General features: G+C 37.3%; 17 protein-coding genes. 6 read left to right on the top strand and 11 right to left on the bottom strand.

The genetic code is table 11. The features are described 5' to 3' along the window. The 8 genes from SJY44_RS12655 to SJY44_RS12620 all read right to left on the bottom strand — a co-directional run bounded on the left by SJY44_RS12655 (position 1) and on the right by SJY44_RS12620 (position 8,542). On the bottom strand, positions 1-1,254 hold the full coding sequence (locus SJY44_RS12655; protein WP_396589997.1) for a dihydroorotase family protein: 1,254 nt from the start codon (positions 1,252-1,254) through the stop codon (positions 1-3). Further along, positions 1,251-3,173 carry a BatA domain-containing protein gene (locus SJY44_RS12650; RefSeq protein WP_396589996.1) on the bottom strand — a complete coding sequence of 641 codons (1,923 nt, stop codon included), beginning with the start codon at positions 3,171-3,173 and terminating at the stop codon, positions 1,251-1,253. The genes SJY44_RS12655 and SJY44_RS12650 overlap by 4 nt, the downstream gene beginning before the upstream one ends. A gap of 102 nt (positions 3,174-3,275) precedes the next feature. Then, positions 3,276-4,283 (bottom strand): glycosyltransferase, encoded by a 1,008-nt coding sequence (locus SJY44_RS12645; RefSeq protein WP_396589995.1) that lies wholly within the window; start codon positions 4,281-4,283, stop codon positions 3,276-3,278. A gap of 8 nt (positions 4,284-4,291) precedes the next feature. Next, entirely contained in the window at positions 4,292-4,744 is a 453-nt protein-coding gene (locus SJY44_RS12640) for a hypothetical protein (RefSeq protein ID WP_396589994.1), read from the bottom strand. 3 nt (positions 4,745-4,747) lie between these two features. Further along, on the bottom strand, positions 4,748-5,668 hold the full coding sequence (locus tag SJY44_RS12635; protein WP_396589993.1) for a M43 family zinc metalloprotease: 921 nt from the start codon (positions 5,666-5,668) through the stop codon (positions 4,748-4,750). A gap of 119 nt (positions 5,669-5,787) precedes the next feature. Further along, positions 5,788-6,417, bottom strand: a complete 630-nt coding sequence (locus SJY44_RS12630; RefSeq protein WP_396589992.1) for an SGNH/GDSL hydrolase family protein — start codon at positions 6,415-6,417, stop codon at positions 5,788-5,790. A 43-nt stretch (positions 6,418-6,460) separates the two neighbouring features. Beyond that, on the bottom strand, positions 6,461-7,042 hold the full coding sequence (locus tag SJY44_RS12625) for a hypothetical protein (RefSeq protein ID WP_298926943.1): 582 nt from the start codon (positions 7,040-7,042) through the stop codon (positions 6,461-6,463). A 12-nt stretch (positions 7,043-7,054) separates the two neighbouring features. Continuing rightward, the gene (locus SJY44_RS12620) at positions 7,055-8,542 is read right to left on the bottom strand and encodes a S10 family peptidase (RefSeq protein ID WP_396589991.1); all 1,488 of its coding nucleotides are present in this window, start codon (positions 8,540-8,542) and stop codon (positions 7,055-7,057) included. A gap of 141 nt (positions 8,543-8,683) precedes the next feature. On the opposite strand from SJY44_RS12620, the gene SJY44_RS12615 reads away from it, so the two are divergent. The 3 genes from SJY44_RS12615 to SJY44_RS12605 all read left to right on the top strand — a co-directional run bounded on the left by SJY44_RS12615 (position 8,684) and on the right by SJY44_RS12605 (position 13,503). Next, on the top strand, positions 8,684-9,820 hold the full coding sequence (locus SJY44_RS12615; RefSeq protein WP_396589990.1) for a Gfo/Idh/MocA family protein: 1,137 nt from the start codon (positions 8,684-8,686) through the stop codon (positions 9,818-9,820). A 216-nt stretch (positions 9,821-10,036) separates the two neighbouring features. Next, positions 10,037-11,608 (top strand): hypothetical protein, encoded by a 1,572-nt coding sequence (locus SJY44_RS12610; protein WP_396589989.1) that lies wholly within the window; start codon positions 10,037-10,039, stop codon positions 11,606-11,608. Between the two features lie 71 nt (positions 11,609-11,679). After that, positions 11,680-13,503: a cytochrome-c peroxidase gene (locus SJY44_RS12605; protein WP_396589988.1), complete on the top strand. Its 1,824-nt coding sequence runs from the start codon at positions 11,680-11,682 to the stop codon at positions 13,501-13,503. Here SJY44_RS12605 and SJY44_RS12600 read toward each other — a convergent pair. Both SJY44_RS12600 and SJY44_RS12595 read right to left on the bottom strand, forming a co-directional pair. After that, positions 13,500-14,264, bottom strand: a complete 765-nt coding sequence (locus tag SJY44_RS12600) for a TIGR02757 family protein (RefSeq protein ID WP_396589987.1) — start codon at positions 14,262-14,264, stop codon at positions 13,500-13,502. The genes SJY44_RS12605 and SJY44_RS12600 overlap by 4 nt on opposite strands. A gap of 4 nt (positions 14,265-14,268) precedes the next feature. Next, a complete protein-coding gene (locus tag SJY44_RS12595; protein ID WP_298926924.1) occupies positions 14,269-14,931 on the bottom strand; it encodes an ABC transporter ATP-binding protein in 663 nt (220 codons plus the stop codon). A 159-nt stretch (positions 14,932-15,090) separates the two neighbouring features. Between SJY44_RS12595 and msrA the strand changes: the two genes are divergently transcribed. Genes msrA through SJY44_RS12580 form a run of 3 tightly spaced genes read left to right on the top strand, consistent with a single transcriptional unit; the run spans position 15,091 to position 16,591 of the window. Next, a complete protein-coding gene (gene msrA, locus SJY44_RS12590) occupies positions 15,091-15,651 on the top strand; it encodes a peptide-methionine (S)-S-oxide reductase MsrA (protein ID WP_396589986.1) in 561 nt (186 codons plus the stop codon). 3 nt (positions 15,652-15,654) lie between these two features. After that, positions 15,655-16,254, top strand: a complete 600-nt coding sequence (folE, locus tag SJY44_RS12585) for a GTP cyclohydrolase I FolE (protein ID WP_298926919.1) — start codon at positions 15,655-15,657, stop codon at positions 16,252-16,254. Positions 16,255-16,294: 40 nt separating this feature from the next. Further along, entirely contained in the window at positions 16,295-16,591 is a 297-nt protein-coding gene (locus tag SJY44_RS12580) for a hypothetical protein (RefSeq protein WP_298926916.1), read from the top strand. 49 nt (positions 16,592-16,640) lie between these two features. On the opposite strand, the gene SJY44_RS12575 is transcribed toward SJY44_RS12580, so the two are convergent. Further along, positions 16,641-17,234 carry a type 1 periplasmic binding fold superfamily protein gene (locus tag SJY44_RS12575; protein ID WP_298926914.1) on the bottom strand — a complete coding sequence of 198 codons (594 nt, stop codon included), beginning with the start codon at positions 17,232-17,234 and terminating at the stop codon, positions 16,641-16,643. Between the last annotated feature and the right edge of the window lie 4 nt (positions 17,235-17,238).

Raw genomic sequence — 17,238 nt, 5'->3', positions numbered from 1 at the left:
TTAGATTAAGATTTGATTGTTATTGATTACGCCGTATGCCCGACCCTTTAATGGAGAACCCAAAAACATACTGTTTTTAGAGATGGAGTGAATATTGTCCATACTAAAAATAGTGTCAGAATCAACCTCAAACAAAGTTACGCAAGCTTTTGTGCCCTCTTTAAAAGTTGGGGTTTCCAGTTCAAAACGTTCTCGGCCTTTAGTTAAAAGGGCAATGGTATCTTCCAAGTCAAAAATTTGGATCAAACTTCCAAATGCAGATTCTAATCCTATGGTTCCAGCAGCTGCATTATCAAATTCCACTCTTTTATCTTCAATATCAATTGGTATGTGGTCCGAGGTTACAAAATCAATCACTCCATCTTTCAACCCTTTGATGAGTGCCTTACAATCAGATTTGGTTCGCAAGGGAGGCATTACTTTATAATTTGTGTCAAACTCTTTTAAATTTTCATCGGTATAGATCAAATTATGGATAGCCACACTACAACTTATATCTAAGCCATTCTTTTTAGCATTGGCAATAAGTTTTACAGAATTTGCTGTTGAAATCGTGGGTATATGCAGTTTTCCACCTGTGTATTCCAAAATAAACAAGTCCCTGGCTATCTGTAGTTCTTCTGCCATGGCCGGTATTCCTTTTAGCCCCAACATCGTGGAAACATGTCCTTCATGCACGATACCTTTTCCTTTTATTTGTCCGTCTTGCGGATAAGAATACACAAGCCCATCAAAATTTTGAGCATATAGCAGTGCAATCTTTAAAAGGTTTGGGTTAGAAATCTGTCTTTTAAAGTCATAGAAAGCTACCGCTCCCGAATTCTTCATATCAAAGAGTTCTGCCAAGTCTTTTCCTTCAGAATTAACGGTAAGGCTCCCTAAGGGATACAAGTTTGTACTATTTCCATTTGCTCTTTCTTTCAAAAAAACAATATCTGAACTTGAATCTGGTAATGGATTTGTATTCGGATTCAATATAATATCCGTAAAACCACTGCTGCTTGCAACACCAAGACCATTTTCTATGGTTTCCCTTTCTTCAAAGCCGGGTTCTCCAAAACTTACACTCGTATCAAACCAACCTAAGGAAACATGAAGATTTTTACGCTCAATTGTTTTAACCCCGGAGGGTGTATCAATAGATGCAGCAATCTTTTCAATTATTCCTTTTTTTATAAGTATGTCCCGCTTTTTTAAATGCAGTGCCTTGTTTTCTGGACATACTATTTTTGCAGACTTCAGCAGAATGTTCATGTAACAAATTTTTGAATAATTACTTCCACAAGGGCTAGAAGCAGTGCTAAAATAACAAACCATTTCCAATAAGCGGTAATACTGCTTTCCGCTTCCAAAAACTCAAAAAGGGAAGTAATGGAATCTTGTGTGTTTTTATTTTCAATAGTGTCAATATCTAAATAACTCAAATTGCTCTCATTTCTAGGGTAGTTAAAGCTTATATTTTTAAAGGGTTCACCTTCATTATTGATGCTGAAAATACCGTCAACAGTAGGGGTGTCCCCAAAAGTCAATCTTACTTTATTTGGAAATGTCTGCTGTAAAGGAATAAACTCATAGCCTTCTTTTGACACATTTAATATGTTATCATTACCCAAACCTATGGGGATATCAATTGTATTTGTTCTTCCAAGAGTATGGTATGCATCAGCCGCTTTTAAACTGAATGCTGCCATATTGTAGAAAGTGGGCACGATTAAAGGTGAATTCTTAAAATTTGAGTTTTGAATTTCTAAAGAAGTAGAGAAAAAGTAAAACCCATCAGTACCTGACAAAAAGGCTTCATTCCCTTCTAAAGAAAGTATTTTAGGCGCTCTAGATTGAATTTTAAAAAATTGTTTTACGTTGGGATATTGAAAATTGTACACTTCTTTTTCAAAAACATTCTTGTACAATGGATGTTGGAAAGAAATAGTGGTTATTTTCTTATTTACGTTCAGGTTTTCAACAAACTGAGTAGCAAAGAAACCAGATAAAAACTGGTTATAAGAAGTCAAATCGCTTTCTATTGAGGGAATTATGATCAATGTTCCTCCGTCCTCTTTGAAAGTACGAAGTACTTTTTGTAAACTGTTGGGAATAACTTTCAAATTATCCAGAATCACAACATTTTGTTGGTCCAAAACACTGTAGTCCAACTGATTCAATAGGTACTTATTGTAAATAAATTCGTCTTGAGTAAATAGGCGTTCCAAATAACCACTATCTGAATCGCTAATGGCCAAAACCTTTATTTTTTCTTTCTTATTAATATTGAAAAAGAATTGATTGTCATACCTCAAACTATTGTCCACAATACGCAAGTGCCCATTTAATTCCTTGTTTGAAGGAATTGAAAACTCAACTTCGGCTGTTCCATTTGCTTTAAAATCAGCAGAACTTTTGGCAATCAAGATTTCACCATCGTACAAGGATATGGGCAAGTTTTCATCATTTAACTCTCCTGACAACAATACCGTAAGTTTAGATTGCTCTGTTGTACTGTTTTCCAAATAGACAGAGTCAATGGCAACATTTTGAGCTTCTTTTGGGCGTACAGGGACGTAGTAGGTATTGATGATTGAGTCCAAATCGTTGGTCAATGTTCCCATTCTTGTCTGAAAATCTGAAATGAAAACTAAATCCTTGGATGTATTGTCAGTATTGGAAAATAAGGTTCCAGCTTTTAGTTGTATTTCTTCAAGACTTAATTGTTTATGTGAATAGGGAAGTGATAGCAGGTTGTTTTGAATATCCTTGATGGTAACGTTTTTATAAGTTCTCTCATTTGTAAAGAGACTAAAAGTACTTTCAGGGTCAATATTTTTTATTAAATCCTGAATAGATTTTTCCATCAATGAAAGGCCATTACTTTTCGCTTGCATACTAAAAGAATCATCTAAATAAACTACGGTTTCCTTTTGCTGTAAAGCCGTCTTTTTTGCAGAAAAAGGCTGAGCAAAAGCAACTACTAAGGCACCAAATAACAACAGTCTGGTGAGCAATAGCAACCATTTTTTTAGTGTATTACTTTTTCTGGATTCAGAAACTACTTTTTGTAGCATAGCTACATTGGTAAAAGGAGTCTTCTTAAAACGGCGTAATTGAAAAAGATGAATTAAAATGGGAATTAAAAGAAGTACGAGGGCCCAAAGGATTTCTGGATGTTTAAATTGCATTCCCAACTTTGATTGAACAAATATAGGGATTAAAACAATTTTGACTTAGAATTTATGTTGTTAAGACTTTGGTAATTTATTTACGCATGAATTGATGTTGTCCTAGCAAAAGAAAAAATAGTCATGCATGGACTGTTGATTTATGCCTTTGAAAAAGCCCTTAATTTCTTTTTGGGCCTGTTCATTGGCAACAGAAATAATACTTTGAGGGCTTTCTATATCCTTCAGGGTTTTAAAATGTACCAACTCTTTACCATAGATGTTTTTTCCAATCTTTTGTGGGTTATCACATAGCCAGATAAAATCAATTTCATTTTCCAAAAGACTTTTTGCAATGGTTTTTCCCTTAAATCCTGCACCCCAAAGTACTAATGGGCGGTTTTTGTCATAATCCAGTCTCAAAAAATAGTAAAGCTTTATTTCCAAAAAATAATTTTGGGCATAATGTTCGCTGGTACGGGAAGTTCTGCTATCATAATCTCGCCAAAGGTGTAAAATTTCATTACAAGGAATAACCTTCAATCCTTTTTCATAAAATCGAAAGGTAAGGTCGTAATCCTCAGGGTACCTGTCCGGCTCGAATGCACCGCTGGTATCAAGGTCTTTTTTATATGTCATCCAACAAGGTGAAGGGATTACGCATTCTTTGTAAATCTCATTGTAATTCTCTCCAACTTCAGTTAACTCATTTAACCACGCCTCATAACGCTCATATCCATTGCTGATTCCCCTTTCTGAAAAGTATTTTACTTTTCCAATCGCTACATGTCCTTTTCCATTTTCAATCAAGGATTTTACCATAACCTCAAGCCGATTGGGTTTCATGATGTCATCGGAGTCCATTCGTGTTATAAAATCTCCCGAGCTATTCTTATAAGCAGTTCTCAGGGCAGTGATGATGCCATGATTTTCATGGTTGAAAACCTTGATTCTCGAATCCTTTTGAGCATAAACAGTGAGTAAATCTAAACTCCCATCCTCAGAATGATCGTTGACTGCCAATACCTCCCAATTAGAATACGTTTGCTCTAAAATGGAGTCTAGGCATTCTGAAAGAAAGTGCGCTGTATTTTTAAAGGGAATTAGAATACTTACCCTAGGGTCTTGCATTTTGCAAATTAATCAAAAGGCAGCAAATCGGGTTCTATAAAACTGGTTTTGGCTTCTTTATTTGAAAAGATATCCAGGCCATAATGTTGATGTAACAGCTCTTTAAAACCTGTCTTTAACCTTGGGAATTTATTTATAAACGTATAAAAATCATTGGATTCTGATTTTTTTATAAAATGATGTACCATTTTGATGGCAGCAACAGAAACAGTGGTATTGAATTTATCTCCTTTCCCATGTAAACGGTCAAACTGTTTTATTTCTTCACATGTTTTTTCAGCCGCTTTTTCTTGGCCATATTTTTTAATGTAAAGCCAGGCCAATCTTAGATGTGCTTCATGACTAAAGAGAGAAGGAGGTAGGTCTCCTTTTTCAAACAAAGCTTCAAATTCTTTATCGCTTAGTTGTGAATGATCTGTCAATGGTTTTTTGTGCCACTTATTTGGATTGGAATGAGACATTTTTTAGGGATTACTAAGGCCAACACTATTAATTAATGCTTTTCGACCTGTATGATTTTTTAATACATAGTGCATTCTAGCTATTTGATCTTTTGTGAACATGTTCATTACATCGTCCTCCGTATAGTTCATATAATTCTCAATCAATACAGTTTCATTATTGCAACCCATAAAGGTTGTTCGACCGTAAACCGGCTCATCAACTGCCGGTGTGTCATCGCAATAATCATTTGATTCACAGTCCCTGTTGCCCCAAGTATGGAGCAATCCTAAATAGTGCCCCATCTCGTGTGTTAACGTTCGACCATATTTTGCATGACAATCAATATCGGATTCTCCAAAATGCATCCAATTTACAAGTATTCCTTCTGCATCGTTAGGTCCTGGCAAAGCTAAGAATTCACTGCCAGGGAGCTCAGTATCCGGTCCGGTGGCTTCTCCTAAAGCCAGACACATGGCGGACTCTGGTAAGGGAGTTATCCATATATTGACGAATTGATCTGGCGGCCAATAATCATACTGCGCATAATGGTTCTGGTTATAACCCAAATCTGGTATGGTAACTTGATCAGCGTTTATTCTATTAATACCATTCGTGGATACTCCATCAGTGGTTTGCTTGGCCAAAATAAATTCAATTTTTGAATCTTCACTTGCCGGATGATTATTAAAGCCTCTTGTTCCTTGCTTACGTCTAAAATCCTCGTTCAATATCCCAATTTGACGCTGTATTCTTTCATCCGAAAGGTTTGGACCTTCTCCTATGGCTTCGCCAAAATGAATCACGTGAACTACAACCGGAAGGAACACTACGTCTTGACCTGGTTTTGGGTCAACAGGTGACACCCCTTCATCGTTCTTAGAACATGCGATTGATGATAGCAGTATCAACAAAACGATTTTTTTAAATGCTCTTTTTTTCAACTTTTTAGATTATGCCTTTAACTTTCTTTGCTACATCTTTGAAGGCTAACATATCTAGCACCTTAGTGGATACCCCATGGTAAAAACCAGTTCATTTTCACAGTAAGTTTAGTTGTTCTTTATTTAGCTAACGCTTCTTTGATAGCTTTAGTCGCTAGAACTTCCATGATGTCATATCCTTTCTTTGTGGGATGAACCCCATCTTCAGCCAAGTCTTTTGGAAGTCCGTTTCTTTGATCTGCCATTGCAGTAAAATAATCAAGATAGATGATACCTTTTTCTTCGGCTACTCTTTTGAGTATTGTATTAAGTTTTGGTATTTTGGTGTTTGGATTTAAACCTGGGCGCCACGAATAATCGTAAGCAGGTAAAACGGAACAAATAATTGGGCAGATACCACTTATTTCTGCCAATTCAACCATAGAAAGGATATTGTCCCTAATTTGTTCAAGGGTCATTGGGCCAGTGTTTCCCGCAATATCGTTAGTGCCCGCAAGAATGAGCACTACCTTGGGATTTAGGTTAATTACGTCCTGCCGAAATCGCAGTAACATTTGAGGAGTGGTTTGTCCGCCAATACCGCGATTTACATAAGCCGTGTCAGAAAAAAAATTGGGGTTAGCCATGGACCAGCCTTCGGTGATGGAATTGCCCATAAAGACAACTCTTTTTTCATCAGAAGAAGGCTCAGTCAACTCACTATTCGCTTTTTGATATTTGGTCAGATTCGGCCAATCTTGAGCACTCATATATAGGGTTGATAAAAGGTATATTACTATTAAAAGGCGCATTTTACTTTTTCTTTGGAGGCGTAATCATAATATGTGCTCTGTGCGTTCCAGGATCCATCAACCATGCATGACCTGGAGGGGTAGGTGTTGTTGGCAGTCCAGTAGATTCTCCTGTAGCAAAAGGAATATAAAAAACATAACGAACATAGCCATTTTCAATTTCTTGCGAATAAGCGCTAACCTCTCCAGTAAATACGCATAGCGTTGCCTTATCTGGCATCTTTAGTTTACCAGATTTCACTTCCTCCTCTCGGATATCAAAAATTTCTTTAAATTCCTTCCCTTGGGCTTTTAACTCTCTACCTCTTGCCATAAAAGGATCCAAGTCTTTATGATATGCCGCTGTGGAAAATTTTTCTTTTTTTGGGTCATTAGCTAGTGCTATATAATCATTGTCACCTTCTCTTAAGGTGGTAAAATTTCCATTGGCATCATATCCATATACCTTTGCTCCATCCTTATAGTCGGCTGGCACGGCCAATAATGCTGTTTTTATCTGCCATTCTTTTGGTGGAACTTCTTGTGATACGCCAACTTGCATGGCAAAAACCATCATTAAGCAGAAGATTACATACTGTTTCATATTCTTTAGTTATTAGTATTTAGCACTTTTTCCTTTTGTCATAGTCCTAAGAATAAAGGATCTTATATCGTCATTGGCTTTTTGCAAATCTTCACGTCTTAGGTACATCATATGGCCAGAACGATAGCCTTTAAACTCAAAACGATCTTTCATTCGTCCACTGGGGTCTACCTGCCACATAGTGTACTTAGCATTAAAATAAGTTGTTGCCCCATCATAATACCCAGATTGAACCAAAACATTCAAATAGGGGTTTTGGGCCATTGCTTGACGAAGGTTGTCTCTGGTATTATCATCTTCGTTATTCCACGGATGCACTGGGCCAAACATATTATACTTGATGTCCGTTTTAAATTTTAACTCTTCTTGTAGATAATAGTTAATAGCAGGAGTGAAGCTATGTAACCATGAAGTCAACTCAGCTGAGTAATCAGGACTGTCGCCAAAAAGTTGCTTGTCAATCCCTAAATAACGGCTATCCAGCCTTCCTATATTATAAGCTCCTTTGTCCTTCAATAAATTCTTCCAAAAAAATTGAGTGGGAACATTTAGATTATGATCGAGTATATCCTTTTCCTTCAATCCGGAATAATAGGCCATTTTTTTAGCTACGGCCGAACGTTCTGCATCAGAAATAAAACCACCTTTGGCTATTGCTGGTATTAAAGTGTTGACGGTATATTCTTCAGATTCTGGTAAAACATCTAATAAATCTTTGCCTTGTAAATCTGAAGGCAATACTTTATGATGCCACGCAGCTGCTGTATAGTAAGGTAAGTTTAATGCACTTGAAACTGGACCACCAACTCGAATTACCTTATAATCTGCAGGGGAAACCATAATTACCCCATTAAGGTACATCCATTGTTGATTTTGTAGAGCCAAAGAAAGTCCCATTACCCGAGTTCCACCATAGCTTTCCCCTACAATGTATTTAGGAGACCTCCAGCGATTGTTTCGTGTAACAAAGGTATTCAGCCACTCCGCAAGGTATTTGGTATCAGCATTAATTCCAAAAAACTTATCTCGGTCAACTTTGTCGCCTGTTTCAGGAATGGTACGGGAGTATCCCGTATTTGCTGGATTAACATAAACAATATCGGTAACGTCCAAAACAGAATAGGGGTTTTGCTTCACCCCATATGGTTGGGTTGGGTAACCTTCATCATCTATTTTAAGAACTCTAGGGCCTGTGTATGCAAGGTGCATCCAAACGGATCCCGAACCTGGACCTCCATTAAACGATATCAATAATGGTCTCTCTGCCCTGTTTTTTACATTATTTCTAGTGTAGTACGTATAATGAAGAGAAGCTATGGGCTCTCCCATGTCATCCCAAACAGGCTGGGTTCCTGTAGTTGCTGTGTAATTAAGACTTGTACCGTTTATGGTAACACTGTGCTGGGTGGTAACAGTGGTGTCTATTGGTAATTTTCTATTTTGGGAGAATGCAATTGTGGTGCATAATAACATGCAAAAGGCAAGTTGATTTTTTATCATTTCGTGTTAAATTAGTCTGGTATTAAAATTAAGTATTTTGGATGACATTTTTCTGTATTAAAGCAATTCTAATTAGACTGAAACCTATCATTAAGAGCCTTTTATTTATAACTTTAGTTTTTGTCACTAAAACCAGATGTCGTGAAAAAAATTTCTAGAAGGGATTTTAACTCAACCTTAACCAAAGGAGTAGGAGGGGTTACATTAATGGCGGCTGCACCAATGGCCTGTGCAATGGGAACGAATCAAAATAAAAAGAAATTGGGTATTGCGTTGGTAGGTCTTGGTAGTTATAGTACTTATCAATTGGCACCAGCATTATTAGAAACAGAATATTGTTATTTGGCGGGAATAGTAACAGGAACCTCGGAAAAAGAAAAAGTTTGGGCCAGTAAATATGGTATTCCAAAGGAGAATATTTACAACTATCAAAATTTTGATGAAATCGTCAAAAATGACGCTATTGATGTGGTCTATGTAGTGCTTCCAAATAGCATGCATGCAGATATTTCTATTAGGGCAGCCAAAGCGGGAAAGCATGTCATTTGCGAAAAACCAATGGCAATGAACGTGGAGGAATGCGATGCCATAATTCAAGCGTGTGAGGAAAACAACGTCAAACTGGGGATTGGATATCGATTGCATTCGGAACCATATACGCAAGAAGTAAAGCGATTGGTGAAAGAAAAAGCTTTCGGTTCCATAAACTATATTTCTGCAGATGCAGGGTACCGCTCCATGTCCGACCCTGACCAATGGCGGTTGAACAAAAAATTATCTGGAGGCGGGGCATTAATGAATATGGGGGTTTATGCAATCCAAAGCGTTATTTATGGAACAGGGGAAAACCCAATTTCGGTTGCAGCCCAAGAGTATAGCACAAGACCATCCTATTTTAAAGATACCGACGAAACAATTACTGCCCAATTTGAATTTGAAAGCGGTGCAGTTGGAAACATTATGACTTCACACAATGTAAGGGCCAACAGACTTTTTGCTTCCTGTGAAAGAGGTTGGTTTGAACTGGACCCTGCTAGTACTTATATTCCCTTAGCAGGAAGGACTTCCCAAGGCGAGTTAAATTTCCCCCAAGAAAGCCAGCAAAAATTACAAATGGACGACTTTGCAAAGCATATTCAGCTTAATACAATCAATCGAGTCCCTGGTGAAATGGGAAAACGGGATATGATGATTGTGGAGGCGATATATGAATCCATTTCCAAAGGAGGCCAGAAAGTAAAACTAAACTTTACTCCTAATTATGGTTTTGCAGGATAGTGATTCCATAGCTATTTCATACATCACGGTCCATTCAGGGTTTCTAAAAAATGAAGTTAACATTTAGCTTAAATTTTAGGAACATTAAGTACACTTAAACTTTACAAACTAACAGTTTCTTAAAAATGACATAATCAAATCAATATATTGAGGTAACCAAATGCTAAGGGTTCATAAATAGTTTTGGAGAATTCAACAAAACCTAAAACTAAAATTATGAATTTGAAGAAATTGTTATTTGGATTAATATTTACAATAGCCATTGGGTTTGGCTTTACTGGTTGTGATGGTGAAGACGGACTGGATGGAACCAATGGTGTAGATGGAGTGGATGGTCAAGATGGCCAGGACGGGGAAGACTTTATTCCAGCTGCTACCATGTTTGAAAACAAATCAGAATTGGAACCTTTGGTGGCCATTCAACCTCAGTTCAATTTTGTAAAAGCGTATTCCCTAGTTAGCTCAACTGATATACTTGATGATGGATTTCAGTTTGTAGGAGCAGCAGATGGTGCTGGATTTTTAAAGGACCCCAATAGTGATGGTTACCTATATATTGTAAATGCGGAAGACGATTATGCAGTTGCACGAATAGAATTGGATGAAAACCTGAACCCTATAGGCGGGGATTGGTTATTGAACTCTGGTGTTGCTGATTTTGCACGTCAATGTTCAGGTACTATGTGGGAAGCTGATATACATGGTGGGGCAACCGACCTTTTTCTTTCCGCTTCTGAAAGCTTTAATTATGATGTTAAAGGGATAGACCCCTATATTGACACCCCAACCCCAACCGCAGATTTTGGTTTGGATGCTTTAGGTGAATTCTCCTGGGAAAACGCAGTTCCATTACCAAAAGATGCTTACACTGGTAAAACTGTAATAATAGGTGGAGATGATGATTCCAGCGGTTCCGAAGGTCAGATAACTTTATATTATTCAGAAGAAGGGGATGCGGACCTAAACAATGGAAAGATTTACGTATTAAGACTTAAGCAAATTTCTGATGGTGCAGATGGCGTTACCGATGTTGTCGCCTCCACAATTTATAATGAAAGTAATTTGGATTATGGCGTGACATACGATTTTGAGTTCGTGGAAATACCCAATGGTGCTTCTTTGACCAAGTCTGAAATGGAGGATGCTTGTGTAGCAGTTTTTGCATCAGCATTTATGAGGGTAGAAGACGTGGACTACCAAAAGGGGTCTGATGAAAACGGAAGAAATGTATTTGTCGCTGTGACCGGAAGAGGACCTGGTAGAGGTACATACAACGACTGGGGAACAGTTTATAAATTGGAATTGGATGAGGCGAATCCACTTACTGGAAAGTTGACACAGATTATTTCCGGTAATACAGATACCAATAATATGGACGGAAACTTAGCAAGCCTACAAAGTCCAGATAACATTACCGTTACCGAAAACTTTGTTTACGTTCAGGAAGACCCTAACTCTTTTGATAGGGGGCATGCCGCATATATCTATCAGTCCGATTTGGATGGTAACAACATCAAAACAGTATTGGAATTAGTAGTTAGACAAGACCTCGACCCTAATGGAAGTACCGGTTTTAGTGGAGAATTTGGAGCATTGGAGGATATATCGGACAAAATAGGCGTTCCAAATACATTCTTGTTGAACCTACAGCCTCATTATTGGGAAAGTGATGATTTTAAGAATATTGACGGTCATGATATGGAAACTAATGCAACCGCTATAGCAAACGGTGCAAGAGAAGATGATCAAGGAGGTCAAATAGTTATTTTAAAAGGACTCCCCAGATAAGTTTAAGTATTATCAATGTAAGGGCCTCCATTTTTAATGGAGGTCTTTCTTTCTTTAAAAAATTGCCAGAAATGAATCGCCTATTAGTTGTTTTATTGGTTTTTAGTCTCAGCTGTAAGCAAAAGCCAAAAGAAAGTGTTATTGCTTCAAATGAACAAAGCAAAGTTGATTGGAAACCCGTTAAGGACTATTATTTAAAGCATATTACCGATGCCATAACCGCTTTGGATGAGCTCTCAAAACTGCCAATGACGAGTGATGGTGCAAAAGTAGTATTCCAAAAGGCAAGAATTTCCTTTAAAAAAGCAGAATCATATGCTTCATATCTTAACCCTGGAGTAGGGCATAGAGCCAATGGGCCTGCGCTTCCGGTCGTTACTGATGATAGTCAAAAGATATTACTGCCAGTAGGTTTACAAAAAATTGAAGAAAGTATTTATGAAGGTGAGGAAAGTGAAACACGATATAAAGAGGAAGTCTCAATTACCATTGGGATGCTCAAAAACCTTCAAAACTACATACGTGATAGAGAAGTTACTCCCCAACGTTTCTTTATTGCCACCCACCAACAATTAATGCGGATTATTAGTCTGTCAATTTCTGGTTTTGATACACCGGTAAGCCAGCTTGGATTAAATGAAACCATAGTTTCCCTGGAAAGTCTAAAAGAGGTCTATACTAAAAGTATTGGAAAAATAATTCTAAATAAAAATCAAGAATTGGATTTGCAGTTTCAAAACAATATAGAAAAGGCTGTGGGTTTTGTTAAGTCAAACACCAATTTTGAGACCTTTGACCGCTATACTTTTATTCGGCAATATATGAATCCAATTACAAGAGATTGGGTTGCCATACGTAAAGAAAGTAAGTTGTGGGTTGGAGTAAACAACAAACCCTTCAATTTTGATGCACCAACTTTTTTTGAAGAAGATTCGTTTAATGTTGAGTTTTTTACACCGGCCATCAACCGTAACCCCACAGAAAAAAAAATTGCATTGGGCAAGAAACTTTTTTTTGACCCCAAACTGTCCCAAAATGGAAAAATGGCCTGCGTTACATGCCATAATCCAAATAAAGCATGGGCAGACGGAATAGCTTTAAACTTGGATAAGAACGGAAAGTTATTGCAGCGAAATACACCAACATTGATTAATGCAGCTTTTCAACAAAGCTTTTTTTGGGATGGCAGATCTCCGAATTTATTAGATCAAATTACATCTGTATTTACGAATGATAAGGAGTTTGATAGTTCTGTACATGAATTTTCAACAGAAATTTTAGCGGACACCACATATATTCCACTGTTTAAAGATGCGTATGGCGGAATTTCTGCTAGGAATACGGAAATCATTCGTGCCATATCCTCTTATATTTCAACGTTGAACGCATTCAATTCTAAGTTTGATAAAAACATCCGTAGTGAGGAGGACACTTTTACTGAAGAAGAAAAATTGGGCTTTAATTTATATATGGGCAAAGCACTTTGTGCTACCTGTCATTTTATACCGTTAACAAATGGGACGGTTCCACCATTCTTTACGGAGCATGAAAAGGAAGTTGTTGGTGTGCCTGAAACTTCTAGCAACAAAACATTAGATGATGATTTAGGGTTTTATTGGAGGCATAATGAGGAATTGGAGGTACATCGTGGGATGTTTAAAACTCCAACAATTAGAAATGCAGAACTAACGGGACCATATATGCACAATGGAGTTTATAAAAGTTTGGAGGAAGTAATCAATTTCTACAACCTTGGTGGGGGTGGTGGGCTAGGCTTTGATTTACCATACCAAACTCTTCCTTTTGATAATCTACAACTATCGGAATTAGAAGAGAAAGCACTAGTGGCCTTTATAAAAACCCTTACAGATACTGAGGTAGGAGAGGTGTATTAAAACTTTTCAAAAACTCCAAGTCCAAAAAGTGCGAAATCGTATTTAACTGGATCTTTTGAGTCCAGTTTTCTTAAGCTTTTATCCAACTCAGCTAAAGCTTTGGCATCATTCTGTTTCCGCTTTACTAATTTTAGTTTTCGGGCGACATTGCCAGAATGCACATCTAGGGGACATGAGAGTTGGCTTGAGCTTAGTTGCTTCCAAATACCAAAATCAACCCCGGTGTTGCTGTCCCTAACCATCCAGCGTAAAAACATATTGATGCGTTTTGCGGCAGACCCTTTGTTAGGGTCGGAAACATGTTTCATGGTTCTGGTTTGATGTGGCAATTCAAAAAAAATGGCTTTAAATTTTGATATAGCGGATTGCAATGAATCTTTCTGCTGATGCTTCACAAAAACAGCTTCTAACCCATTGTGTTTGGTATATATGTTTTGCAGGCTTTGGATAAAATAGCACAAATCATTGCCATTAAATGTTCTATGGACAAAAGGAACCAATTTTTCTAAATCTGTATCGGTGTGATTTAAAACAAAATCATAAGGAGCATTATCTAAAAGCTCCATCATTCGCGAGGCATTGTTTATGATGCTCTTTCGGTTTCCCCAGGCTATGGTAGCAGTTAAAAAACCACTGATTTCTATATCTTCCTTTTTTGAAAAACGATGTGGAATCTGTAGGGGATCATCTTCAAGGAACTTGGGATTATTGTATTGCACTACCTTTTCATCCAGAAAATCTTTCAGCTCGGATTTTGTCATAAGATCAAGAAACAATCAATCCGTCAACCATGGTTAGCTTTCTGTCCGCCATGTTGGCCAGTTCTAGATTATGGGTCACCAAAACAAAGGTTTGTCCAAATTCATCACGAAGTTGAAAGAAAAGTTGGTGAAGGTTATCTGCGCTTTCAGAATCTAGGTTACCACTGGGCTCATCTGCTAAAATCACAGAAGGGTTATTAATCAATGAGCGGGCTACAGCCACACGTTGTTGTTCACCGCCGGATAAAGCGTTGGGTTTGTGGTCATATCTATCAGAAAGACCTAAAAAGTCTAGAAGCTCCTTTGCGCGTTTTTCAGCTTGAGCCCTAGGAGTTTTTTTTATAAAAGCTGGAATACAGACGTTTTCTAAAGCGGTGAATTCTGGTAATAATTGATGAAACTGAAAAATAAATCCAATATGTTCATTTCTAAACCTAGCCAAATTCTTGTCATTTAGTTGAGTAACATCCGTATCATGAATTAACAATGAACTTTCCTTTTTGTTGGAAGGGGAATCCAAGGTGCCCAAAATCTGCAGCAATGTGGTTTTCCCGGCCCCAGATGCACCAACAATGGATACCACTTCGCCTTTTTTTATCTCTAGATCAACCCCTTTTAAAACTTGAAGGTCACCATAGTATTTTTGGATGTTATTCGCCTTTATCATGTAAAACCGCTTATTGGGGTGAAAGTAATGATTACAGTTGAGTGAACAAAAATCGTAAGTTTCAAATAAAGTTTTAGCATCTTGTAACGACTACTTATCAAAATTTTATAATTGGTTTCAAATTGTGGAATCACTAACTTTGTTTAACTTTACAAAAGAATGAATAAACAGAATAATAATTCTTTAGAAACCGCCATATTTGCTGGCGGTTGTTTTTGGTGTACAGAAGCTGTTTTTCAAAGGCTTAATGGCGTTCAAGAGGTAGTTTCGGGATATACGGGAGGAGAAATCAAAAATCCAGCATATCGAGAAATTTGTACCGGAAGAACTGGGCATGCTGAGGGTATAAAAATTACATTTAATCCAGCTGAAGTTTCTTTTACCGAATTATTGGAAGTTTTCTTTGCTACTCATGATCCTACAACATTGAATAGACAAGGTAACGATGTTGGTTCTCAGTATAGAAGTGAAATTTTCTATACCAATCCAGAACAAAAAGAATTAGCAGAGGAATTTATTGCTCTTTTGGAGAATGAAAAGGTGTTTGAATCACCTATAGTTACTGCTATTTCTGAAGTAAAACCATTTTACATTGCGGAGCAAGAACACCACAATTATTATAACGACAATTCTAATCAACCCTATTGTCAGTTCATCATAGATCCAAAAATTAAAAAGCTAAACAAGCATTTTTCAAACAAGCTAAATACAGTTAAATAACTTATGGCACCATATCAAAGCATGGAAGAATACAACATTAGTGTTACTAATGAAGTAAAAGAACGCTTTTCAAAAATTATAGATGAGATAGGAGAGGATGTACAACGTGAAGGATTAGTGAAAACTCCAGAACGGGCTGCAAAAGCAATGTTATTTTTGACACAAGGCTACAAACAAGATCCAGCTGAAATTTTACGGGGGGCCATGTTCAAGGAAGACTATGATGATATGGTCATTATCAAGGATATTGAAGTGTACTCTTTATGCGAGCACCATATGCTTCCTTTCTTTGGCAAGGCTCATATAGCATATATCCCCAACGGACATATTGTAGGTTTAAGCAAAATACCCCGTATTGTGGATGTTTTTGCTCGTAGGTTACAAGTGCAGGAACGATTGACACATGATATTTTGGAATGTCTAAATAACACATTAAAGCCAAAGGGAGTTGCCGTGGTTATTGAAGCATCTCACATGTGTATGATGATGAGAGGCGTACAAAAACAGAATTCCGTGACAACAACATCTGGATTTAGAGGGCAGTTTGAAAAAATAGAGACACGAAATGAGTTCCTTAAACTTATCAGTTCGGATTTATCATAGTTAATTTTTCCAATTCATTCCTATTTGGTATTTTTCATCTATGGCAGAAGAGAAAGACCTAAAGTATCGCAACCTATTTTTGGGATTATTGTTTGATGGTATTGGAATGTTATCATTTGTCATACCTGGAATAGGGGAGTTCTCAGATGTTATTTGGGCACCAATTGCGGGTTGGCTCATGACTAGATTGTACAAAGGTAAAATTGGTCAAGCTGCCGGTTTGGTCACTTTTGTTGAAGAATTGATACCCGGATTGGATATAATACCCAGTTTTACAATAATGTGGTTGTATACCTATGTTTTTTCTTCAAAAAAAGATAAAAAAATCGAGAGTTGAACAAAGTCATCTCCCGATTTAAACTAACAAACGTAACTGTACTTTTAAATTATTCTATAACAAGGGTAAAAGCTTGTGTAATATCAGTTTCTCCTCCTGCATCTGCCAAAGTCCCATCATTAGGTTTTTTAGGCTCATGTCTTAATGTAATTGCCAAAGTTCCTGTACTTGCATCAGTAGTAGTAACAGTAAACGAAATACCTACAGGATTTGTTGAAGTGAAATTTACACCTGTCTCAGCAGAAACATAATCAGATTCGTCATCGTCATAAGCGATAGTTGCGTTTAGAGTATTATTTGGAATAAAGAAAAACTGATGTTCAGCCGCTTCTCCTTCAATTTCCTCATTAATGCTTTCAGCGGGTGTCTCTGTTTCATTCAGTAACTCAACCGTTCCGTCATAAACAGTATTTTCAGCCAAGCTACCAGATATGGATATCATGGGTGGATTGGGTCCATCGCCATCCAAATCCTGAGATTGTAAAGTAATGGCCGTGCCACCTCCTTGAGGAGTTAAAGTAACGTTCATTGTAGTAATGGTTTCCTCTGGATTTATTACCTCTGGGTCATTGTCATCACTTGAACAGCCTACTAATAAAGTTCCGGTTAAGAGCGCAAGTGATAAGAATTTAGTTGTTTTCATAGTC

The organism is Allomuricauda sp. R78024 (genome assembly GCF_044596045.1).
GTDB lineage: Bacteria > Bacteroidota > Bacteroidia > Flavobacteriales > Flavobacteriaceae > Flagellimonas.
The sequence above is the reverse complement of the archived record's forward strand: the minus strand, read 5'-3'. Positions and strand labels throughout refer to the sequence as shown.

What these genes read in the sequence shown, in the direction of transcription:
- SJY44_RS12655 (WP_396589997.1), bottom strand. Translation starts at nt 1,254, where the DNA reads ATGAACATTCTGCTGAAGTCTGCAAAAATAGTATGTCCAGAAAACAAG.
- SJY44_RS12650 (WP_396589996.1), bottom strand. Translation starts at nt 3,173, where the DNA reads ATGCAATTTAAACATCCAGAAATCCTTTGGGCCCTCGTACTTCTTTTA.
- SJY44_RS12645 (WP_396589995.1), bottom strand. Translation starts at nt 4,283, where the DNA reads ATGCAAGACCCTAGGGTAAGTATTCTAATTCCCTTTAAAAATACAGCG.
- SJY44_RS12640 (WP_396589994.1), bottom strand. Translation starts at nt 4,744, where the DNA reads ATGTCTCATTCCAATCCAAATAAGTGGCACAAAAAACCATTGACAGAT.
- SJY44_RS12630 (WP_396589992.1), bottom strand. Translation starts at nt 6,417, where the DNA reads ATGAGTGCTCAAGATTGGCCGAATCTGACCAAATATCAAAAAGCGAAT.
- SJY44_RS12625 (WP_298926943.1), bottom strand. Translation starts at nt 7,042, where the DNA reads ATGAAACAGTATGTAATCTTCTGCTTAATGATGGTTTTTGCCATGCAA.
- SJY44_RS12620 (WP_396589991.1), bottom strand. Translation starts at nt 8,542, where the DNA reads ATGATAAAAAATCAACTTGCCTTTTGCATGTTATTATGCACCACAATT.
- SJY44_RS12610 (WP_396589989.1), top strand. Translation starts at nt 10,037, where the DNA reads ATGAATTTGAAGAAATTGTTATTTGGATTAATATTTACAATAGCCATT.
- SJY44_RS12605 (WP_396589988.1), top strand. Translation starts at nt 11,680, where the DNA reads ATGAATCGCCTATTAGTTGTTTTATTGGTTTTTAGTCTCAGCTGTAAG.
- SJY44_RS12600 (WP_396589987.1), bottom strand. Translation starts at nt 14,264, where the DNA reads ATGACAAAATCCGAGCTGAAAGATTTTCTGGATGAAAAGGTAGTGCAA.
- SJY44_RS12595 (WP_298926924.1), bottom strand. Translation starts at nt 14,931, where the DNA reads ATGATAAAGGCGAATAACATCCAAAAATACTATGGTGACCTTCAAGTT.
- msrA (WP_396589986.1), top strand. Translation starts at nt 15,091, where the DNA reads ATGAATAAACAGAATAATAATTCTTTAGAAACCGCCATATTTGCTGGC.
- folE (WP_298926919.1), top strand. Translation starts at nt 15,655, where the DNA reads ATGGCACCATATCAAAGCATGGAAGAATACAACATTAGTGTTACTAAT.
- SJY44_RS12580 (WP_298926916.1), top strand. Translation starts at nt 16,295, where the DNA reads ATGGCAGAAGAGAAAGACCTAAAGTATCGCAACCTATTTTTGGGATTA.
- SJY44_RS12575 (WP_298926914.1), bottom strand. Translation starts at nt 17,234, where the DNA reads ATGAAAACAACTAAATTCTTATCACTTGCGCTCTTAACCGGAACTTTA.